Origin of the sequence: uncultured Sunxiuqinia sp. (assembly GCF_963974515.1) — a bacterium.
Taxonomy (GTDB): Bacteria; Bacteroidota; Bacteroidia; order Bacteroidales; family Prolixibacteraceae; genus Sunxiuqinia.
The window spans coordinates 1-18,982 of sequence record NZ_CAXBDD010000044.1; the positions used below are offsets into that span (position 1 = coordinate 1).

At 46.1% G+C, this 18,982-nt stretch carries 19 protein-coding genes; 7 read left to right on the forward strand and 12 right to left on the reverse strand.

The features are described 5' to 3' along the window. The 4 genes from AAC033_RS10930 to AAC033_RS10945 form a co-directional block, all read right to left on the reverse strand. The coding region (locus AAC033_RS10930) for a carboxypeptidase-like regulatory domain-containing protein (RefSeq protein ID WP_339737981.1) at positions 1-296 on the reverse strand (296 nt) is incomplete at its 3' end. A 76-nt stretch (positions 297-372) separates the two neighbouring features. After that, on the reverse strand, positions 373-1,296 hold the full coding sequence (locus tag AAC033_RS10935; protein ID WP_339737983.1) for a hypothetical protein: 924 nt from the start codon (positions 1,294-1,296) through the stop codon (positions 373-375). 90 nt (positions 1,297-1,386) lie between these two features. Then, positions 1,387-3,738, reverse strand: coding sequence for a TonB-dependent receptor (locus AAC033_RS10940; RefSeq protein ID WP_339737985.1), 2,352 nt, complete (start codon positions 3,736-3,738; stop codon positions 1,387-1,389). Between the two features lie 192 nt (positions 3,739-3,930). Then, the gene (locus AAC033_RS10945) at positions 3,931-4,287 is read right to left on the reverse strand and encodes a hypothetical protein (protein WP_339737986.1); all 357 of its coding nucleotides are present in this window, start codon (positions 4,285-4,287) and stop codon (positions 3,931-3,933) included. 76 nt (positions 4,288-4,363) lie between these two features. Here AAC033_RS10945 and AAC033_RS10950 point away from each other — a divergent pair, with 76 nt between their 5' ends. Next, a complete protein-coding gene (locus AAC033_RS10950; protein WP_339737987.1) occupies positions 4,364-4,759 on the forward strand; it encodes a DUF3859 domain-containing protein in 396 nt (131 codons plus the stop codon). Between the two features lie 2 nt (positions 4,760-4,761). Here AAC033_RS10950 and AAC033_RS10955 read toward each other — a convergent pair whose 3' ends face one another. The 6 genes from AAC033_RS10955 to AAC033_RS10980 all read right to left on the reverse strand — a co-directional run bounded on the left by AAC033_RS10955 (position 4,762) and on the right by AAC033_RS10980 (position 11,904). After that, complete coding sequence (locus AAC033_RS10955) at positions 4,762-5,049, reverse strand: hypothetical protein (RefSeq protein WP_339737988.1); 288 nt, start codon at positions 5,047-5,049, stop codon at positions 4,762-4,764. Between the two features lie 2 nt (positions 5,050-5,051). Beyond that, positions 5,052-5,906, reverse strand: a complete 855-nt coding sequence (locus tag AAC033_RS10960; RefSeq protein WP_339737990.1) for a DUF3108 domain-containing protein — start codon at positions 5,904-5,906, stop codon at positions 5,052-5,054. Further along, on the reverse strand, positions 5,848-7,731 hold the full coding sequence (locus AAC033_RS10965) for an Ig-like domain-containing protein (protein ID WP_339737992.1): 1,884 nt from the start codon (positions 7,729-7,731) through the stop codon (positions 5,848-5,850). The genes AAC033_RS10960 and AAC033_RS10965 overlap by 59 nt, the downstream gene beginning before the upstream one ends. Positions 7,732-7,826: 95 nt before the next feature. After that, complete coding sequence (glmS, locus tag AAC033_RS10970) at positions 7,827-9,665, reverse strand: glutamine--fructose-6-phosphate transaminase (isomerizing) (protein ID WP_339737994.1); 1,839 nt, start codon at positions 9,663-9,665, stop codon at positions 7,827-7,829. A gap of 39 nt (positions 9,666-9,704) precedes the next feature. After that, positions 9,705-11,069: a DUF4270 domain-containing protein gene (locus AAC033_RS10975; RefSeq protein WP_339737996.1), complete on the reverse strand. Its 1,365-nt coding sequence runs from the start codon at positions 11,067-11,069 to the stop codon at positions 9,705-9,707. A 31-nt stretch (positions 11,070-11,100) separates the two neighbouring features. Further along, entirely contained in the window at positions 11,101-11,904 is an 804-nt protein-coding gene (locus AAC033_RS10980) for a glycogen/starch synthase (protein ID WP_339737998.1), read from the reverse strand. Between the two features lie 154 nt (positions 11,905-12,058). Here AAC033_RS10980 and panC point away from each other — a divergent pair, with 154 nt between their 5' ends. The 5 genes from panC to AAC033_RS11005 all read left to right on the forward strand — a co-directional run bounded on the left by panC (position 12,059) and on the right by AAC033_RS11005 (position 16,605). Further along, the gene (gene panC, locus AAC033_RS10985; RefSeq protein WP_339738000.1) at positions 12,059-12,901 is read left to right on the forward strand and encodes a pantoate--beta-alanine ligase; all 843 of its coding nucleotides are present in this window, start codon (positions 12,059-12,061) and stop codon (positions 12,899-12,901) included. Between the two features lie 12 nt (positions 12,902-12,913). Continuing rightward, complete coding sequence (panD, locus tag AAC033_RS10990; RefSeq protein ID WP_053187038.1) at positions 12,914-13,264, forward strand: aspartate 1-decarboxylase; 351 nt, start codon at positions 12,914-12,916, stop codon at positions 13,262-13,264. 86 nt (positions 13,265-13,350) lie between these two features. After that, the gene (gene rfaE2 / locus AAC033_RS10995) at positions 13,351-13,836 is read left to right on the forward strand and encodes a D-glycero-beta-D-manno-heptose 1-phosphate adenylyltransferase (protein ID WP_339738004.1); all 486 of its coding nucleotides are present in this window, start codon (positions 13,351-13,353) and stop codon (positions 13,834-13,836) included. Between the two features lies 1 nt (position 13,837). Beyond that, a complete protein-coding gene (gene radA, locus AAC033_RS11000; protein ID WP_339738006.1) occupies positions 13,838-15,202 on the forward strand; it encodes a DNA repair protein RadA in 1,365 nt (454 codons plus the stop codon). 62 nt (positions 15,203-15,264) lie between these two features. Continuing rightward, positions 15,265-16,605 (forward strand): GntP family permease, encoded by a 1,341-nt coding sequence (locus tag AAC033_RS11005; RefSeq protein ID WP_339738008.1) that lies wholly within the window; start codon positions 15,265-15,267, stop codon positions 16,603-16,605. 30 nt (positions 16,606-16,635) lie between these two features. On the opposite strand, the gene AAC033_RS11010 is transcribed toward AAC033_RS11005, so the two are convergent. Next, on the reverse strand, positions 16,636-17,100 hold the full coding sequence (locus AAC033_RS11010; protein WP_339738010.1) for a hypothetical protein: 465 nt from the start codon (positions 17,098-17,100) through the stop codon (positions 16,636-16,638). Between the two features lie 140 nt (positions 17,101-17,240). Here AAC033_RS11010 and AAC033_RS11015 point away from each other — a divergent pair, with 140 nt between their 5' ends. Continuing rightward, on the forward strand, positions 17,241-17,888 hold the full coding sequence (locus AAC033_RS11015; protein WP_339738012.1) for an HAD hydrolase-like protein: 648 nt from the start codon (positions 17,241-17,243) through the stop codon (positions 17,886-17,888). A 7-nt stretch (positions 17,889-17,895) separates the two neighbouring features. On the opposite strand, the gene pheS is transcribed toward AAC033_RS11015, so the two are convergent. Beyond that, on the reverse strand, positions 17,896-18,915 hold the full coding sequence (gene pheS / locus AAC033_RS11020; RefSeq protein ID WP_339738014.1) for a phenylalanine--tRNA ligase subunit alpha: 1,020 nt from the start codon (positions 18,913-18,915) through the stop codon (positions 17,896-17,898). Between the last annotated feature and the right edge of the window lie 67 nt (positions 18,916-18,982).

Genomic DNA, 18,982 nt, shown 5'->3' on the forward strand with positions numbered 1-18,982 from the left:
GAAACAAAAACCTGCTTCATCCGAACAATCAGTTCACTTGTTAAATCCTCAAGAACCACCTGTTGTGTTTGATAACCCAGATGACTAACCTGAAGCGTATCTCCCGGCTTTACGCCAATAAAAACAAAGTCGCCAGTCAGGCTGCTGTGCATGTGGTTGCCGGTTGGGATATGGAGGATGTAGGCTCCTTCAATCCCTCGTTTTTGATCATCGGTAATAATCCCTTTTAAGCTTTGTGCAACCCCCTGGCTAAGCCCAATGAAAAAGACCAGAATGGTCAGGTAAAATTGCTTCATAAATCATAAGTTAAAAAGATTGGGCCTATACGGCAGTCGACCAATCAACCTTCAGGGGCAAATCAATCGTTTACGCTTACTTTTTAAACGAAAAAGTGGTGGTTCCGATGTTGTTGCCATCAGCAAAAATATCGACCGTGTATTCACCCGGAATCAGGGGAGGCTCGCCTGTATTGTCCCAGAAAATGTTTACCGGCAAATCGTTGCCCTCGTATGTTACTTCGCGCATGGCCGAGTACGGAATGCGCAGGTCTTCGAACGGGAACAGATCGTTCTTCGACTTGAGCAGCAGAATCTGATCGGGCCGCTGGATGCGGACATAAATATTTTTGGCTCCGCGCTGGGCAGTGATGTTTTTTCCCAAGGTGAAGTTGACTTGTATTTTCTCGGCTTTATCGCTGTTACTGACATCATTCCCCCGGGAGTTAATTCCAAAAGCAGTCAGCCCCTGAGCTTCCAGCGTAGCCGCCTTTTCAACCCGCTGCGACAAGCGTTCCTTTTCTTTTTCCAACTGCACATTTTGGGTTTCAATCTGAGCGTATTCCTGTTTCACCTGGGCGTTTTCCTCCATCAACTGTTGATTTCTTCGGTTCAGCGAATCGACCTGCACAATATAATTCCGCATAATGCGTCGCAGCGATCCCACCTCTTCGCGGTACTGCTCAATTTGTGCATAGCTGGCTTTTTTTACTTGGCCAATTTCCAGCATCAGGTCTTTCACTTTGGTTTGAGCGATAAACAGTTGGGAGTTGACCGTGTCGTTATCCGTTTTCAGGCTATCGTAACTTTGAATGATCTCGTTCAGTTCTACCTGGATGGAGTCTTTCTCGGCATTCAACGACTGCATAATTTGCTTGTGCTCGCCACGCTGCATAAAAAACAGCACCACGACAACAATTAAGATGACCGCCAGAAAAATCACAATCAAATTATTGCGTCTTTCCTTATCGGTGCTTCCCAGTGAAAATTTCTTCTTTTTATTCATTTCCGAATCGCCCATACTTCCAGATTTATAGCTCTATAAACAACGCCCACAAAATTAGTATTATTTTGTGGGCGGTCAAATATTGAAAGGGGTGAAGCGTAGGCTTTAAAAGATATTCCCCAGTTTGATTCCGAAGTAGATGGTGCGGGGCGAAAGCGGGCCATAAATATAGCCGGGGTCGCGGTCAATGCCATCATCGAAATCATCCTGGTAGGCATCGAACAAATTTTTCACACCAGCATAGAGTTGCAGCGACAAATCATTCGACAGCTCGAAGTCTTGGCTTATTTTCAGTCCCAGGTCGAAAAACGGATCCACCTTATTCAAATGTCCTACTTCCGGGTTGGCCAGAGTATTTCCGAAGTACGGAACCAGCATTTTTCCAGTATAATTTCCGGTAACCGAAGCTTTAAACGATGCCGTAGGCGAGTAGCTCAACGCCAGGTAACCGTAGCTGTTTGGCGTACGAAAAAAGCGACGTTCGTTAAATTCCTGAGGACTTTCGTACTTGCTTTGTTGGACGGTAAAGCCCGATTGCAGCATCCAGCGGATTCCAGGCGAAGCATTGAACTCCAGGTTGACACCTTGCACCTTTGCACCATCCTCGGCATTCGTGCGCGTGTACACCACCTGCCCGTTCTCGTCGGCTGTGCCGTATTCGTTGGTGAATGGATTTTCGAGGGCAGTAAAAAAGCCTTCGGCCAACAGTTGGGTTTGCCAGCGCCCAAAGGCTTGGGAGATGTCGACCGAAAAAGTAGCGCTGTGCGAGTTCTCCTGCTCCAGATTGGGGGCATTCTCATGGATCACCCGGCGAGCGCCTGAAGTTTCGATGTGCAAATCCTCGTCGAAAATTTGCGGCGCACGATAGCCTTGGGCAAAGCTCGAACGCAGCTGCACCTGCTCCGACAGGTTGTACAACACGCTGGCCCGTGGGCTGAACACATTTCCGGAAATGTCACCATTCGAATCGGCCTGGTCGGTAATGGCATAATGCTCGACCCGGAATCCAAATGACAAACGCCACCTTTCAGTTACCCACTCGTTTTGCGCAAAAAAACCGTAGGTCTTCACCGATTGGTCGGTAATGGTGGTGGTACCAACATGTTCCATGGTCTCCAAATCGAGATATCCCAGCTTCTGGTCAGTCAGGTCGTCGCTCGTCATCTCCAGGCCCATCACCAGCTCCGACGGCGAAAACAAAAACTGATCAATATCGCGATGGTACTGCGAACCCAGCGAATACGCCAAATCTTTGGTATGCCCGTAGGCAGACAAGTCCTTCTCGGCACCATAGTACGATCCTCTGTCAACATGTTGCATGGCCGCGAAAAAGCTGAGCTTATCGTGATCGCGCATAAACTGGTCGAAAGTCAGGTTCACCGAGTTGATCTCGTGGTCCACCGCTTCGGAAATATCGGCCTGGTGGTTGGGCACATCAAAATCATTTCCTCCCCGGCGCGACTCATTGATAAAGAAATAGTCGAGGTTTACTTTTGAACGAAGCCCCATCCGCTTGAAAAAGCTGGCGCCAAATGTACCGTTCTCAATGGTCGACATTTCCGAAAAGCCATCATCGTTGGCATCATACGGCTCGCGCTGGCGTTTGAATCCATAAAAGCTCATGCCCGAGCGGTAGTCTTCGCTCACGATCGATCCATTCATACTCAAATTGAAATCGGTATCGCCATGATTACCAATAACTGCAATGGAGCTGTTGATGCTGTAAATATCCTGTACCGGCTCCTTGGTGATCAGATTAATGGTGCCCGCTATGGCGTTGCTGCCAAACAAGGCCGAACCTCCGCCACGAACCACTTCGACGCGGTCAATCATGTTGGCCGGAATCAGTTCCAGCCCATACACTCCCGCCAGGCCACTAAACACCGGCCGGCTGTTAATCAGGATTTGTGAATAAGGCCCTTCTAGTCCATTCATGCGCACCTGTGTGAAACCGCAATTCTGACAATTGTTCTCCATACGCAGGCCGGGCGTAAAACTCAGTCCTTCGCTCAAAGTCACGCTTTGGGTGCTTTCAAGCAACTTTGGGCTGATGGTGCTGATAATGGTGGAAGCCTCACGACGCGATTTCTCACTCCGGTCGGCGGAAACCACCACCTGCTCCAAGCCAATGTCATCAGTCTCCAGCTCGGCCAACAGGGTTACAGCTTCGCCAATCTTGAAATTCAGATCGTAGGAACGGGGCTGAAAACCCACTGCTGAAACCACAACCTGCTGTGTGCCTTCAGGAATTCCCATCAGCTTGTAGTGCCCGGTGGCATCAGCGGCAGTTCCCATCGTGGTTCCTTCGATCACAATCGTAGCAAATGGAATGTGCTCGTCTCCGGAACGTACATCGCCAAATAACATGGTATCTTCCAACTTTTCTTTTGGTACATCTTTGGCATAAGCCATGGCGTCAATAAGTATCACTAGCGCCAAAAAAATTAACTTCTTCATAGTGAGTTGATGCGGTTTTTTGTTCTTTCAATTCCCTCAGGAATCAGAAAGATTTCCAGTGATTATTCGGGTTGAATTCTTTAGGGGTCAAAATTATCTTCAAATGGCTGATTCGGCAATCCCTACTAATTGGTATTTCGACGGCCTAAAAATCGAATTATTGACATAAAACAAGATAATTCCCCTGAAAAGTTATGAGTTGGGAGGACCGCGAAGGTAATTCGGATTAGCATGTTGAAAAGAATAATTAAGCACCATGGACGGCACGATCATCTCGGATGCTGAGAGGTCTGAAATAAGCTGCTGTATTGGTTCGGACGTGTCGAAAAAATCCAGGAAAAACGCTTGGTAATAGCAGGTTTCCGCGTCGGAGTGCGAATGATGCTCTTGGCTGTCTGCCTCACGATCAAAGGGATGCGCGTGCTTTACAACCATGCCGTTTGAGAGCACATGCAGGTGCATATTGCTCATGGAGTTACCCAGTAGAACCAGGTAGACCGGCAAAACGAGAAGAATGAATAGTTTTATATATTTGCGTAAGCGCATCATTTCAGCACGCAAATATAAAAACTGTTTTTTATTTGGAATTATTCTTAATTGGGAGAACTAAAAATTTAACATACCGTTGGTAAAGAAAAAAGTCGATATAATCCTGCACAGTTATGGTCAATACACGAAATGGGATCGAACAAGCCGTGAACTTCCAAAAATATTGGAGATCACCCATTTCATTCGGGCCGAAATCGGAACCGAATTTGGCTATCTGCTGAAAATTCGAAAAGGAAAAGGGAAAAAACTCGAATTTCGAATCATTCATCCGCCCTTTAAAGATGAGCAGGGCAATATTGCGCCGGATTTTACCGGCGAATACTACATTAACAGCAACGACTACAGCTTCTTTTTGGGCGACTGCATCTGGGAACCACTCGAAGACAAGCTGGGGCCATGGCGTTTAATCACATTCCTTGACGGGCAAGTGATTGCGGACAAAACCTTGCAGTTAGTTGGAAAAGATAACTAATCCTATTCTTCAACCAGATGCGCGAGTTCAGCATAAGCTTCATCGCACACCGCCAGCAAATCTTCGCCAATTTTCCGGTAGTGTTTTTTCACAAGTTTTGGGTTGTCTTTTCCATCGGGATGATTGATGCGTCTCCGTAGATCAGCATGCTTGCCCATGATATTCTGTACAATTTTATAGGCTGCTTCCTTGTCAGCATTTTCAAAATAATTGGCGTACTGAAAACAGTCAACCACGACCATTGATACCAAGTAATCAACGTCTTTCTTAAGATCCCGAATGCTTGCCATAATTAGTTTATTTCAGAAGTTAATGGATATTTAATGTGTTCCAAGTCGGTTAGAATGGCGCTGACCGATCCTACCAGTATTTTCGTTTCCACTTTCACCGGTATGCGATTTTGGTCAGCAGTGAACCACACATTCATGTATTCGCCATCAGGAAAAAAATCACCACCCAGTAACGTAATCAACACATGGTGGCATCGAAACTCCCGCCCGTTACGCGTTTTCACTTCTTCCTGCCCGAGGTAACGAAAGTACAAATCTTCTGTCTTGTTATCAACCAGCATGCGAAAATTAACTCTCTCCCTTTTTTTCAGGCGATCAAAATCGTAGGCTCGAAACTGGTACACGGTGCTCAACATGTCTGCCGTATTGTCTTTCCACATCAGTGTGTCACGAAATGGGTCTCCCTTCTCGCGCTTGACATACGAATAAATCTTATGCTGTGCATCATCAAACGTATATTCATGTATGGTCGAACTTTTGGCGTGGTTCACACGTCGGATAAAGTAATCCGGTTTAAGCCCTTCGTAGATCACCCGGCTCACGAAAGTATCGCGCACAGAATAAAACAGGTCGTACGCCTTAAAACTTCTGCCTATGGCTCTAAAATTCCATTTCGTTTGTGAAGCGTGCCGAGTGGTGTCGGCTGTAAAGACCACTTCACCAGAGTTAACCCAGATGAAATGCCAGTTATAGTAGGCTCCATAGGTAAGTTTTTCGCCGGGCAAGAATGCCTGATTGGCTCCTTTTTGCGCAATTGTGTCCGATGGATACAGAAAAACGACCAAAAGAAAAAGCAGGCTAAAAACCGCGGGAACCCGCCCGTTGTGATTGGGTATTATTCCTTTTATTCTTAGCATCCTCTTTCTCCTTGTCTTCATCAATTAATTCCTTCTCGTATTGAATCATCGGTAGCACCCAGGCTTCCCGAACCTCAAAATTAGAGCGAAGCTTGAGAATCTTTGGGAAATACATGACCTGCTCGGGCTGAATGTCTTCATCCAAATCTCCTGTATCCCATACGCCATTGTTATTCCTATCTAAAATCAGGCGGATCTTATATTTATCCGGTTTCAAAAACGGAAACTCAATTTCACTGTCTTCAGCAATTCGGAGTTGCTGCAATACTTTTTCATTTTCGGTATTTTCCAAAAGCTGTACGATGCCGTAGTCAACCAATCCACTAATGTTTAAAATGATTTTCGCGTAATAGCTTTCTTCCTGAATCCCGAACCGCTGATTAAGCATGTTATTTGGATGTCCGGAGTAATTATAGGCAGCAGCGGAATCGACCTGAAGTCGGTATTCCTCTTCAAACTCCCAGGGATAACGGATATAATACTTTCGTGCCGACAAGGAGTCCTGCCATAGTTCAAACGTGCGTGCTTCTTCCAGCGTGTCCACTTTCTGGTACAAACTGACCATGGCCAAGTCAAAAGATTTCAGAGGCTCCGGTGCTTCCAGCGAAATATCGCGGTAAACATCGAAGCCTTTGCTTTTCAAATTGTGTTTGAAGGCAATATGCGGAATGGGTTCGGGTTGATCCTCGTTCTCTTTTTTTGCCCGCCGCCTGCCCGTCACTTCAGGCTTTGTATAGACCAAATCCAGGGTGTCACTGGTCATCACGAGGTTTTGAAGGCTGTCGGCAACCTGATAACTCAGCTTCATTTGCAGCGTATCCGAACTCATTAACACCGTATCGGTTACCCACAGCATCAGCGAGTCGCTCGTGGCATTGTATTCAAGGATACTCCAGTCATCGACTACTGGTGTTGGCTGTAGCAACTCAATCTGAAACGAGTCGGATACGGATTCCGAAAAATAGAACCGAACCAAATTTGCTCGTTCACGCTTGTAATCATCGAGGTACTGATCGAAGAAATCTTCTTCAAAAAGCATCAAAAAGAAGGGTGTTTCCAAGGCATCTCTCCGTTTCTCCTTGATACTGACAGTATCTTCTGAGTTGAGTTCTGACTCGTAGTCGGGCAAGGTTAAATCCTGCGGAATAACCAGGGAATCATGAAAAGCGATTTGCTCCAACGCCTGGTTATAGGTCATGGTGTTGTCAGCATCACGCAGCGCATACAGGCGGTAGGTTCCATGAGCAATGTTGCTGATCACATAAAAACCTTCTTTATCGGTTGTGGCGATGTAGTCCGGTATGCTATCCTTAAAAGCCTCCACCTCCTGCATGGAGTGAAGCATAACCACTGCTCCCTCAATCGGCTCCAGATTCTTGGCATCTTTCACATAGCCTCCAATCATCAGGCTGTCAAAGTCAGGCCCGGTACTGAACGAGAATCGAAAATCCTCCAGGGGATTTTTCTCGTTATTATCAGCAATGGCATCCTTAAAGTCGAGCGAATAGGTTTGATTCTCTTTAAGCTCATCGCCTAAATCAATAATCAGTGTCTTTGATTTTGTCCGGATCATCGGCCGTTTTGCAAGAGGAGGAGAAACTACCAGAGCTTCCCTCAGCTGATCACTGATCACAAATTCATCGAAGGTAAGGCTAACCTCCGTTCCGTTAAAATTTCGCCCGTTAAAATCAGGAATTGTCCTTACCACCACTGGAGGAATGGAGTCCTTGGCACCACCAGTTGGCATTCCGGGGTTGGCACACGAGGTGGTGAAAACCAAGTATCCAAGGTAGGCAAAAAAAAGTATGGGAAAGATTTTTTTCATGTTTTCAACATCCGTACAAACATACAAATTTCAGTTTGTTTTGCAGACTGAGGGGCTCTTTTAACGACGAAATAGACAAGCTTCGCCTCAGGGGTCTACTCCACGGTAACTGATTTGGCCAGGTTTCGGGGTTGGTCCACATCGCATCCGCGCCCCACCGCAATGTAATACGCAAACAACTGGAGCGGAACCACCGTTAACAGGGCAGCTACTGCGGGGTGCGACTCAGGTACTTCAAACAGATCATCGGCCATTTTTCGCAGCCCGTTATCGCCTTCTGTTACCACCGCAATAATATTTCCCTTGCGGGCTTTCACTTCCTGAATGTTGCTGACCACTTTCTCGTAATAGCTGTCTTTGGCCGATACGACCACTACCGGGAGATTGTCGTCAACCAGTGCAATGGGCCCGTGCTTCATTTCGCCGGCAGCATAACCTTCAGCATGAATGTATGAGATTTCCTTGAGCTTGAGCGCCCCTTCCAAGGCAACAGGGAACAAGTATCCCCGTCCCAAATAAAGTGCATTGACTGCATCTTTATATTTCTCGGCTACCGTCTTAATGTACGGATGGCCCACCAAAATGGTCTCCAGTTTTTCCGGGATAGCCAGCAGTTCACCAATCAGCATTTCGTAAAACTCTTGGTCAATTTCGCCCCGCTCCTTAGCCAGTTTGAACGCCAGTAAGGTTAGAACCGTAACCTGGGCTGTAAACGCTTTCGTTGATGCCACGCCAATTTCAGTGCCGGCATGGGTGTAAACACCGGCATCGGTTTCTCGGGCAATGCTCGAACCAACGACGTTGCAGATCCCCAAAATTAAAGCGCCTTTTGATTTGGCCATCTTCAGGGCAGCCAGCGTGTCGGCTGTTTCGCCACTCTGACTTATGGCAATCACCACATCACCCTCACGGATGATCGGTTTCCGGTAACGAAATTCCGAAGCATACTCAACCTCAACTGGCACGCGGGCATATTCTTCAATCAGGTATTCAGCAACCAAGGCGGCATGCCATGATGTTCCGCATCCAATAATGATGATCCGGTTGGCAGCAACAATTTTTGGGAAAACATCGATCAATCCCCCCAGCACAATATCGTTCTGGTTGGGCCTGATTCGTCCGCGATAAGTGTCAGAAATCGTCTTGGGCTGCTCGAAGATCTCCTTCAGCATGAAGTGTTCAAAATCTCCTTTATCCAAATCACCAATACTCAGATCGACTTTCGTGATCTTGAAGTTGGCCGGAATGTTTTGTACCGTTTTCAGGGTCAGGCTATTTTTCTCCACGATTGCCACATCGCCATCATTCAAATAAATCACACTATCGGTATATTCCACTATCGGGCTGGCATCCGAAGCCAGAAAATATTCGCCCTGCCCTATGCCTATGACCAACGGACTACCCATACGGGCGGCGATCATCCGGTCGCGCTCGGCCTTACAAATCACCACAATTCCGTAGGCACCAACCACTTTCGAAAGTGCCAGACGAACAGCTGTTTCAGCGTCTTCAACCTCGTCCATCAGGTAGAAGTATTCCACCAGGTTGGCCAGCACTTCGGTATCCGTGTCCGACTGAAAATCAAAACCTTTGGCCGTCAAATCTTTTTTCAAGCGGGCATAATTCTCAATAATGCCGTTGTGAACCAGCACAAAATTACCATGCATGGACTGATGCGGATGCGCATTAGCGTCGTTTGGCTCACCATGTGTTGCCCAACGGGTATGACCTATGCCCAAGTGCCCCTGTATGTTTTTATCGGCCACAAAAGCCTCCAGTTCACTCACTTTCCCCTTTCGCTTGTATACGTTCAGGGAGCTGTTATAAATAGCAATACCGGCGGAATCATATCCCCGGTATTCTAGTCTTTGCAATCCTTTCAGCAGGATTGGATATACATTTTTATCTCCGATATAGCCTACTATTCCGCACATAATATGATGCTGATTTTTTAGTGAAACGGACTGTTCGCGTTAGTCTAATTTGGTATAAGTCACTTCCAGGCGAATTCCGGCATGACTGGACGCACCCTTTAGAACTACCCGTCGTGCTTTTTCATTCCGAAAGGAAGGACCCAGGTAAAATCCGTTGTTCTCCACCTTCTCATTAATTATATTCTGCAAATGATGGGTGATATTAAACGTGTAAGTCGCATCAGCAGAATTGTACCTTCCTCCATACAGACTGGATGACAAGGAAAAATCAGCTGGCAGATATTCCTCTCCTTCTTCATCAATCCCGGTAAGAATCAATGCAGCCGGAATCCGGTATTGGCGGTAATCAGATGCCACCGTGTCAACCTGAAAGACCAATGCAGCCTTGTTAATGATAATATCATTCTCGCCTGAAGCAACAGAATCTCTCCAATTATCCAAAGTGGGAATATCGATTTTTGCCCGCAATCCACCCATGGTTTGGAGGTAGATTAAACTGTCGGGCGACTCGGGATGTTCCACCAGCTGATCTGCAAATTCCGTGGTTGAATAATCATGCCGGAAGGTAGAAATTCTGGCAGAATTGGCATTGATTCGGTAAACAAATTGAAGTGAATCAGTGACCAAAGTGTCCGTCACCTTGGTGTAATGCAAAGTCAGATTTGAACCAGTTGCCAGGGTGTATAAACTCATCAAGGCACCACCGCTGGCTATATCCTGCGATTCGACGTACAGCCCCTTGAAAAAATTCACAAAAGCATCATTGTTAACCATATCCAGCGAATCAGCCTGAATCAAGCGTTCTGCCACACTGTTGTCCAGTTTGATCGCCAGTTCCTGAATCAGGGTGTCGGTTTCGGTCGAATCCAGACGGAAAACCGGATAATAATCCAAGTGGCCAATTGGTGTTGAACTGGCCAAAGCTTTTAAATCCGCATCCTGGTAATAGGGATAGTCGCCTGTCCCGCTGGCATTAGTTGTATCGATAAAAATATCTTCAACCAACTCATAAACTTTCAGCGACTGCATGGTAGTGGTATCACCATACATTTCTTTATAAAGCAGGTATAATACCAATGAATCAAGCTGAGTGGTTTCATCAAAATTCGGATAGGCAGCCAGGCGAACATGAAAAGCTAAATCAGCGGTCGTTTTCCCAAACACCGGATCGTTAAATGTCCCAAATAAATTGAAATTTGGTTCGTCGGTCTTGAGTGGTCCATCAATTTCAGTATAAGCCGCAATCGACTCTTTCTCAGTCGACAGTCCTACTTCTTTCAAATCTGATCCCGGCAGCAATTCCATTCCGGTACTGTTCGGATCTTCTTTACAATTCCACAGAATAAATGCCAAAAAGGCAAAAACTATCGCTAGTTTCCCTGATTTTTCTAGTTTCCTTTTCACGTAAACATTGTTTTTTTAGTCCATTCACACCTTACATCACCTTGTCGTACAAATCGTTGTAGGCATCAATGTAAGTTTCTTCTGACTGGTAATTTAAAAATAATTTTTCTTTGGCCTGAATATATGCCGCCAAATCCGGATTAATCTGCTCGCTGCCTTGAATGACAGCATCGGCGTATTCAATCGCGATTTTACTCATATTTTCATAGCTCGGGTCCTTCAGAAGCTTTAAATCATCTTCAGTAACACCTTCCAACATTGCATTACGCATTGTATTAGGACTCAACGAACTTTTAAAGTTTTCATTGTATACCGAATAAATCACTTTTGAATTGGCAAATAAAGGGTCATTACGATACGCCCTTTTGATATAAAGTGGAACAAGTGAGGCTAACCAACCATGACAATGAATCAAATCAGGAGCCCAGCGAAGTTTATTCACCGTTTCCAACACTCCCCGTGCAAAAAATACGGCACGTTCATCATTATCTTCAAATTCCTTTCCCTTTTTATCTCTCAAAATCTCCTTTCGATGGAAATAATCTTCATTGTCAATAAAATAAACTTGCATACGGGCAGCCTGAATAGAAGCCACCTTGATGATTAACGGATGATCAGCATCGTTTATCACCAGGTTCATCCCGGATAAGCGAATCACCTCATGCAATTGATTTCGGCGTTCATTCACATTACCATACCGTGGCATAAACGTTCTGATCTCACGGCCTTTCTCTTGGATGCCCTGAGGTAAAAACCTCGACTTGACCGACATTTCTGATTCTGGAAGGTAAGGTGTAATTTCCTGAGAGATAAATAATACTCTTTTCTTTTCCATTGAAAAATAGCTGAATTTGAATATGCAAAATTAGTAAAAATATCGCGAATATTCAATTTTAGGCAGTTACGGGTGTCTTAAAAAAACTTAAGAAGTCGGACTGCCGTTTGTTTTGAATTATTTATTTACTTTGCACCTCTAATTTTTGTCCTGCATGCTGGTAATAAAGGAAATAACAGAATTACAAAAACTGATTGAGCAGAAGAGGAAAGAGGGAAAAACCATTGGTTTTGTACCCACCATGGGAGCTTTGCATCCGGGGCACATATCACTCGTTGAAAGCGCCGGACAACAGACTGACTATGTCGTAGTTAGCATCTTCGTGAATCCTACTCAGTTCAATGATAAAAAAGATTTAATTAATTATCCGAGAACACTGGATCAGGATCTTGACTTGTTGGATAACACATCCTGCCAGCTGGTATTTGCGCCCGAAGTGGAAACCATGTACCCCGAACAAGACACCCGCCAGTTCAACTTTGGCATGCTGGAACGAGTAATGGAAGGACATTTTAGGCCCGGACATTTCAATGGTGTAGCACAAGTTGTTAGTAAACTGTTTGTTATGGTGAAGCCAGACAAAGCTTTTTTCGGACTGAAAGATTTTCAGCAGTTAGTTATTATAAAAGCTCTGGTAAAACACTTAAATTTACCGGTCGAAATTGTGGCTTGCCCAACCATGCGTGAAAAAGATGGACTGGCCATGAGTTCGCGCAACCAACGGCTGAACAATGAGCAACGCAGTAATGCGACGCACATTTACCAAACGCTGTCAGTCGCACGGAACAAAGCCGGAGAGATGAGCGTAAAAGACCTTAAAAAGTGGGTCGTTGACACGATTGATCAAAATCGTTTTCTGGAAACAGAATATTTTGAAATAACTGATGATGAGAATCTTAACCCAATAACCAGCTGGGAAAGCCCACTAAACAAAGTCGGTTGCATAGCTGTTCATTGTGGTGAGGTCAGGCTAATTGACAATATTGTATTTGAATAAAAAAGTTACAACATGTTTATTGAAGTTTGTAAATCGAAAATACATAAGGTAAGTGTTACCGAGGCGAACCTGCAATACGTTGGAAGTATTACGATTGATGAGGATTTGATGGATGCTGCCAACCTGATTGAAAATGAAAAAGTTCAGGTGGTGAATATCAACAATGGAGAGCGGCTGGAAACCTACGTCATAAAAGGGGAGCGCAATTCGGGCGTGATTTGCCTAAACGGGCCTGCTGCAAGAAAAGTAGCTGTAGGCGACGTGGTAATTATTATTTCGTATGCCACCATGGATTTTGAAGAAGCTAAAACATTCAAGCCCAGCTTGGTATTTCCGGATATTGAAACAAATAAAATCGTTTAAACCGGTTTGAAATCATATTTAAAACCCCGGGGCTTTTTTTAGCCTTGGGGTTTTCTTATTTTTACTGAATAAGCTTCAGCTAAATCATGAACGACATTTCCCGGAAAATCTACCCCTCTTTTGAGGCTTTTTTTGAAAAGCTGAAAGCATGGAAAACAAGCAACTACAAGCTGGTCTTTACCAATGGCTGTTTCGATTTGCTGCATCGCGGGCATGTTGACTCCCTCATGAAGGCCGCCCAACTAGGCAACAAACTCATTGTTGGCCTCAACACCGACCCATCAGTGAATCGACTCAAAGGAGCAAACCGCCCCTTGATGGATGAACAATCGCGAGCCACATTAATCGCCGCTATGCAAATGGTTGATGCCGTCGTGTTATTCGACGAAGAAACGCCCTACAACTTAATCAAAGCCATTCAGCCCGACGTGCTCGTGAAAGGAAGCGAATACGCTATAGAAGAAATCGCTGGTTTTGATCTCGTACTGGCACGCGGTGGAAGGGTTGAAACCATCGAAATGACCAAAGGAATTTCCACTTCAGCCTTAATTGAAAAAATAAAAAACCTCTGACATGGCCAAAGTAAAAACCGTTTATACTTGCCAAAACTGTGGCAGCCAGTCACCCAAATGGGTAGGCCGATGCACCAACTGTGGCGAGTGGAATACCTATGTTGAAGAAGCAGTGGTCAAAGAAACCAAAAGTCCGTTGAGCTCGCGGACAGCCAGTGGCGCCAAACCTCAAAAACTGACCGAGGTGAGCGCCGAACAAATTCAACGGATCGACTGCCACAACAAGGAGTTGAATCGCGTTTTGGGTGGTGGCTTAGTTCCGGGATCGCTTGTGCTGGTGGGTGGCGAACCCGGCATCGGAAAATCGACGCTTGTGCTTCAGGTGGCCCTTGATTTGAAATCCAAGAGAATTTTGTATGTGTCGGGCGAAGAAAGCATTCAGCAAATAAAAATACGCGCCAACCGCCTGAAACGGGAGAATGACAACTGCTACTTTCTAAGCGAAACATCGCTCGAAAATATACTCACACACTGCGAACACCTGGAACCGGAAGTGCTGATTATCGACTCCATCCAAACTGTTTCAACGGCTTACATCGAGTCATCGCCCGGATCAGTCAGTCAAATCAGGGAATGCACCAACGGTATTCTTAAATTCTCCAAAGAGCGCCAGATTCCGGCCATCCTAATTGGTCACATTACCAAAGAAGGAAGCCTGGCCGGCCCCAAAGTGCTGGAGCACATGGTGGACACAGTCTTGCAGTTCGAAGGCGAAAACCAATACCTCTACCGGATCCTGCGTTCCATCAAAAATCGTTTTGGCTCCACTTCGGAGCTGGGTATTTTTGAGATGAATAATGAGGGCATGCGCGAAGTGAGCAACCCGTCGGAACTGCTCATCAACAAAGACCACGAAGGCCTGAGTGGCACCGCCATTTCAGGCGCCATTGAGGGTAACCGCCCGCTCATGATTGAAATTCAGTCGCTGGTGAGTACCGCTGCCTACGGAACCCCGCAACGTTCATCCACGGGCTTTGACCTGCGCCGCCTGAACATGCTGCTGGCCGTATTGGAGAAACGCGCTGGTTTTAAACTAGCCACCAAAGACGTATTCCTCAATATTGCCGGCGGTTTGAAAGTGGACGATCCGGCTATCGATTTGGCAGTGATCACCGCCATCCTTTCGTCCAATTTCGACCTGGCCGTTGACAACAAACTATGCTTTACCGGCGAAGTGGGCTTGTCGGGCGAAATCCGCGCGGTAAACCGACTGGAGCAACGCATTGCTGAAGCTGAGAAGTTGGGTATGCAGAAAATCTTTATCCCTAAAGCCGGCAAAGGATTGGATCGTAGCAAATTCAAAATCCAAATAGAACCGGTGGACCGAGTCGAAGATTTTTTCAAAAAGTTATTTCGAAAACAATAAGGAGCGCCCAGGTTTGGATTCACTGCGCAATTAAGGACACCTTTAAACCTCTAACCAAGCATATGAATCAGCATTTCATCTTACTCGGAGCATTATTTGTGGCGGTACTTTTTATCATTTTGGGTACCACCAAACTAAAGATGCACCCCTTTTTGGTTTTGCTGCTGGCTACCTACGGCGTGGGTTTCATGGCGGGTATGCCTGCCATGGAAATTGTGAAGATCATTACCGATGGATTTGGAAGCATTATGGCCTATATCGGCATTGTTATTATCCTCGGAACCATCATCGGCACCATACTGGAAAGATCGGGAGCCGCCATTAAGCTGGCTGAACTGGTTATCCGCCTGATCGGAAAAAAATACCCCGCGCTGGCCATGGGAATCATTGGCTACATTGTTTCGATCCCGGTATTTTGCGATTCGGCTTTTGTGATTTTGTCCTCGCTGAAAAAGTCGCTTATCCAGAAAACAGGTAAGTCGGCCGTTGCCATGAGCATCGCTTTATCCACCGGCCTGTATGCTACCCACACATTGGTCCCTCCCACGCCCGGCCCCATCGCTGCAGCCGGTAACCTGGGCATTGACAAGCAACTGGGCATGGTTATCCTTTTGGGGCTGTTGGTATCGGCTATCGCCATGATGACCGGTTACTTTTGGGCCAGCTACGCCGGAAAACACTACCAAAGCGAAGAGGATCGGGAGCTACAGCCGGAAATAGATGCAAACCGCCGCCAGCTGCCGTCAGCCTTTTTGTCGACTCTTCCGATTTTTCTTCCCATCTTGCTGATTGCTGCGCGTTCCATTGTGCTTTTAGTAACGAACAATGAAACAAGTACCGGCTACCAGCTCATCAACTTTATGGGCGATCCGGTCAATGCGCTTTTTTTGGGCCTGTTCGCTTCATTTTTATTGCTGAAAGGAAATGGGCCGGGAAAACTAACAAGATGGGTGGGCGAAGGCATTCAGGCTTCCGCTTCCATCCTAATTATTACAGGAGCGGGCGGGGCTTTTGGTGCGATGCTAAAAGCCACACACATTGGCGATTCGTTGGGAACACTGCTGTCCGATTATCAGATGGGGATTTTCCTACCCTTTATTATTGCAGCAACACTGAAAACCGCCCAGGGTTCATCAACGGTTTCGCTGGTGGCCACTTCGGCCCTGATTGCACCTTTGCTTCCCGGGCTTGGTTTAGATTCTGCAACGGGGAAGGCGCTAACCGTCATGGCTATTGGCGCCGGCGCCATGACCATTTCGCATGCCAACGACAGCTTTTTTTGGGTGGTCACCCAATTCAGCAAAATGTCGGTTGCAACCGGCTACAAAACGCATACAGTGGCAACCTTTTTTCAAGGCATGGTTTCTATTCTTACGGTTTACTTGATGAGCCTTTGGTTGTAGGGCTCAATCATTTAATGAGGAGCCGGTCGACTAGTAATTTGACCGATAGGATTGGTCGGGAATGTAACGGGACTGGTTGTAAAACGGGTCGCTCAAACAGACAATGGCCAAACCCAGTTCGACAGCGGAGAAAATCAGCCAGATGAAATTAAAATTGCCCATGTTCGCGATAAAACCAAGTGCCGCAAAAAAGATAGTTATGATCACCGCCCAGCGCTTTCCTCTAAAAATACCAATGGTAACCACTACTTTTAAAATGAAAAGCGGCAGGCCAATAAACAACATCAAAAGAACAATAACCCCAATCGCCAGCGAAGGAATCATTGCTCCAAGGTCTGGAATCGCAAATGAGGTAAACAGTCCCCCAACAGCAATTCCAAACAAAGCGATAAAAAGAAACAAGATGGAAAATAAAATCTGGGCCACCCCGATAATGCCCAATACGGTTCCCTGCCATGGGATTTGAGGTTTTGAAGGCGGATAAAGAAGCTCCATAAACGTTCAGTTAAAATTGGTAATGAAGATAAGACATTCTTGCTTATTTTACAAAAGTCAATTTTATTCCCGCTGAACTTATGACCAGCGAATGTCCGGATTCATTATTTTCATTTACTTTGTCTCGAAAAGAAACACATATGACCAATTTTTCACACCTGATTTTCGACTTGGATGGAACATTAATCAACTCCAAGCTTGGACTGCACAATTCGCTCGACTACATGCTTACCCAAATGAACATTGACCTGAACGGAGCCGAAATTGTTGATCAGTTGATTGGCCCGCCCATTCAGGATGGACTGAAAAAGGTGCTGGGCTTCGATGACAAACAAGTGGCTCTCGGAGTTCGGCTTTTCCGTGAGTATTACAGCCAGCGGGGCTTGTACGAAGGCGAATTGTATCCTGGCATACTCGAATTGCTTGAAGAATTGCTGCAACAAGGAAAGCAGCTTTATGTAGCCACTTCGAAAAAAGATCAGTTTGTTTCCATCGTTTTGCGGCATTTCGAGCTGGACCGTTACCTGATTGATTCGCAGGGAGCTGGCGACGGCGGTCGGCATACCAAAGCCGGCTTGATCACCGAACTGATGGACCGCAACCAAATCACCCCTTCAGCAAATGTAGTGATGATTGGCGACACCAAATACGACCTGGTTGGCGGAAAAGCAAATGAAATCAGCACCATTGCCGTAGGTTACGGTTTTGGCAACAGCGAAGAACTTCGGGCGCTCAATCCCGATTATTTTGTAGAAGAAGTAGAAGAGTTGTTTGAGCTGCTGGTGTGATTGACGATTAATACGTCCCCTCAAACTGTCTTAAGAACCGTACATCGTTTTCGAAGAAGTGGCGGATGTCTTTGATGCCGTATTTCAGCATGGTGATACGTTCGATCCCCATTCCGAAGGCAAAGCCGGTATATTTTTTTGAGTCGATTCCGCACAAATCAAGCACGTTTGGATCGACCATGCCGCAGCCCAAAATCTCAAGCCAACCAGTATATTTACACACGTTGCAACCTTTTCCACCGCAAATGGAGCAACTCACATCCATTTCGGCAGAAGGCTCGGTAAACGGAAAATAGGAAGGGCGCAAACGAATCTGAGTATTTTCGCCAAACAACTCGCGCGAGAAATACAGCAAGGTCTGTTTCAGGTCGGCAAACGACACGTTTTCGTCCACATACAAACCTTCAATTTGATGGAAGATGCAGTGTGCACGGGCCGAAATGGCTTCGTTACGAAATACACGTCCGGGGAAAATAGCCCGAATTGGCGGCTGCGTCTTTTCCATGACACGCGCCTGTACGCTCGAAGTGTGCGTACGTAACAACACGTCCGGATCTTTCTGAATAAAAAACGTATCCTGCATGTCGCGTGCCGGGTGTTCCGGCGGAAAATTCAGGGCAGAGAATACATGCCAGTCATCTTCTATTTCGGGGCCTTCAGCCACGGTAAAACCTAAGCGGGCAAATATTTCAACAATTTCGTTTCGCACAATCGCCAGCGGATGGCGGGTTCCCAATCGTATGGGTTCGCCGGGGCGGCTCAAATCGGTTCCACCGGCTCCCTGATCTGCATTTTCAAAACGTTCCTTCAGCTCGTTAATCTTATCGAGCGCTTTGTTTTTCAATACATTGATGGCTTGCCCAACAGCTTTTTTCTGCTCGCCCGGAACGGTTTTAAAATCGGCAAACAGTTGGCTCACCAAGCCCTTTTTACTGATGTACTTAATGCGAAGCTCTTCCACTTCCTCCTGGCTTGAAGCACTCAAAGCTTCAATCTCTTCCTGTAACTGCTTAATTTTGTCTAACATCGTATCTGCTGTTGAAATAGATCGGCAAAGATAATGATTCCAGAGGAAAACTTAGGCTTGGTATCAG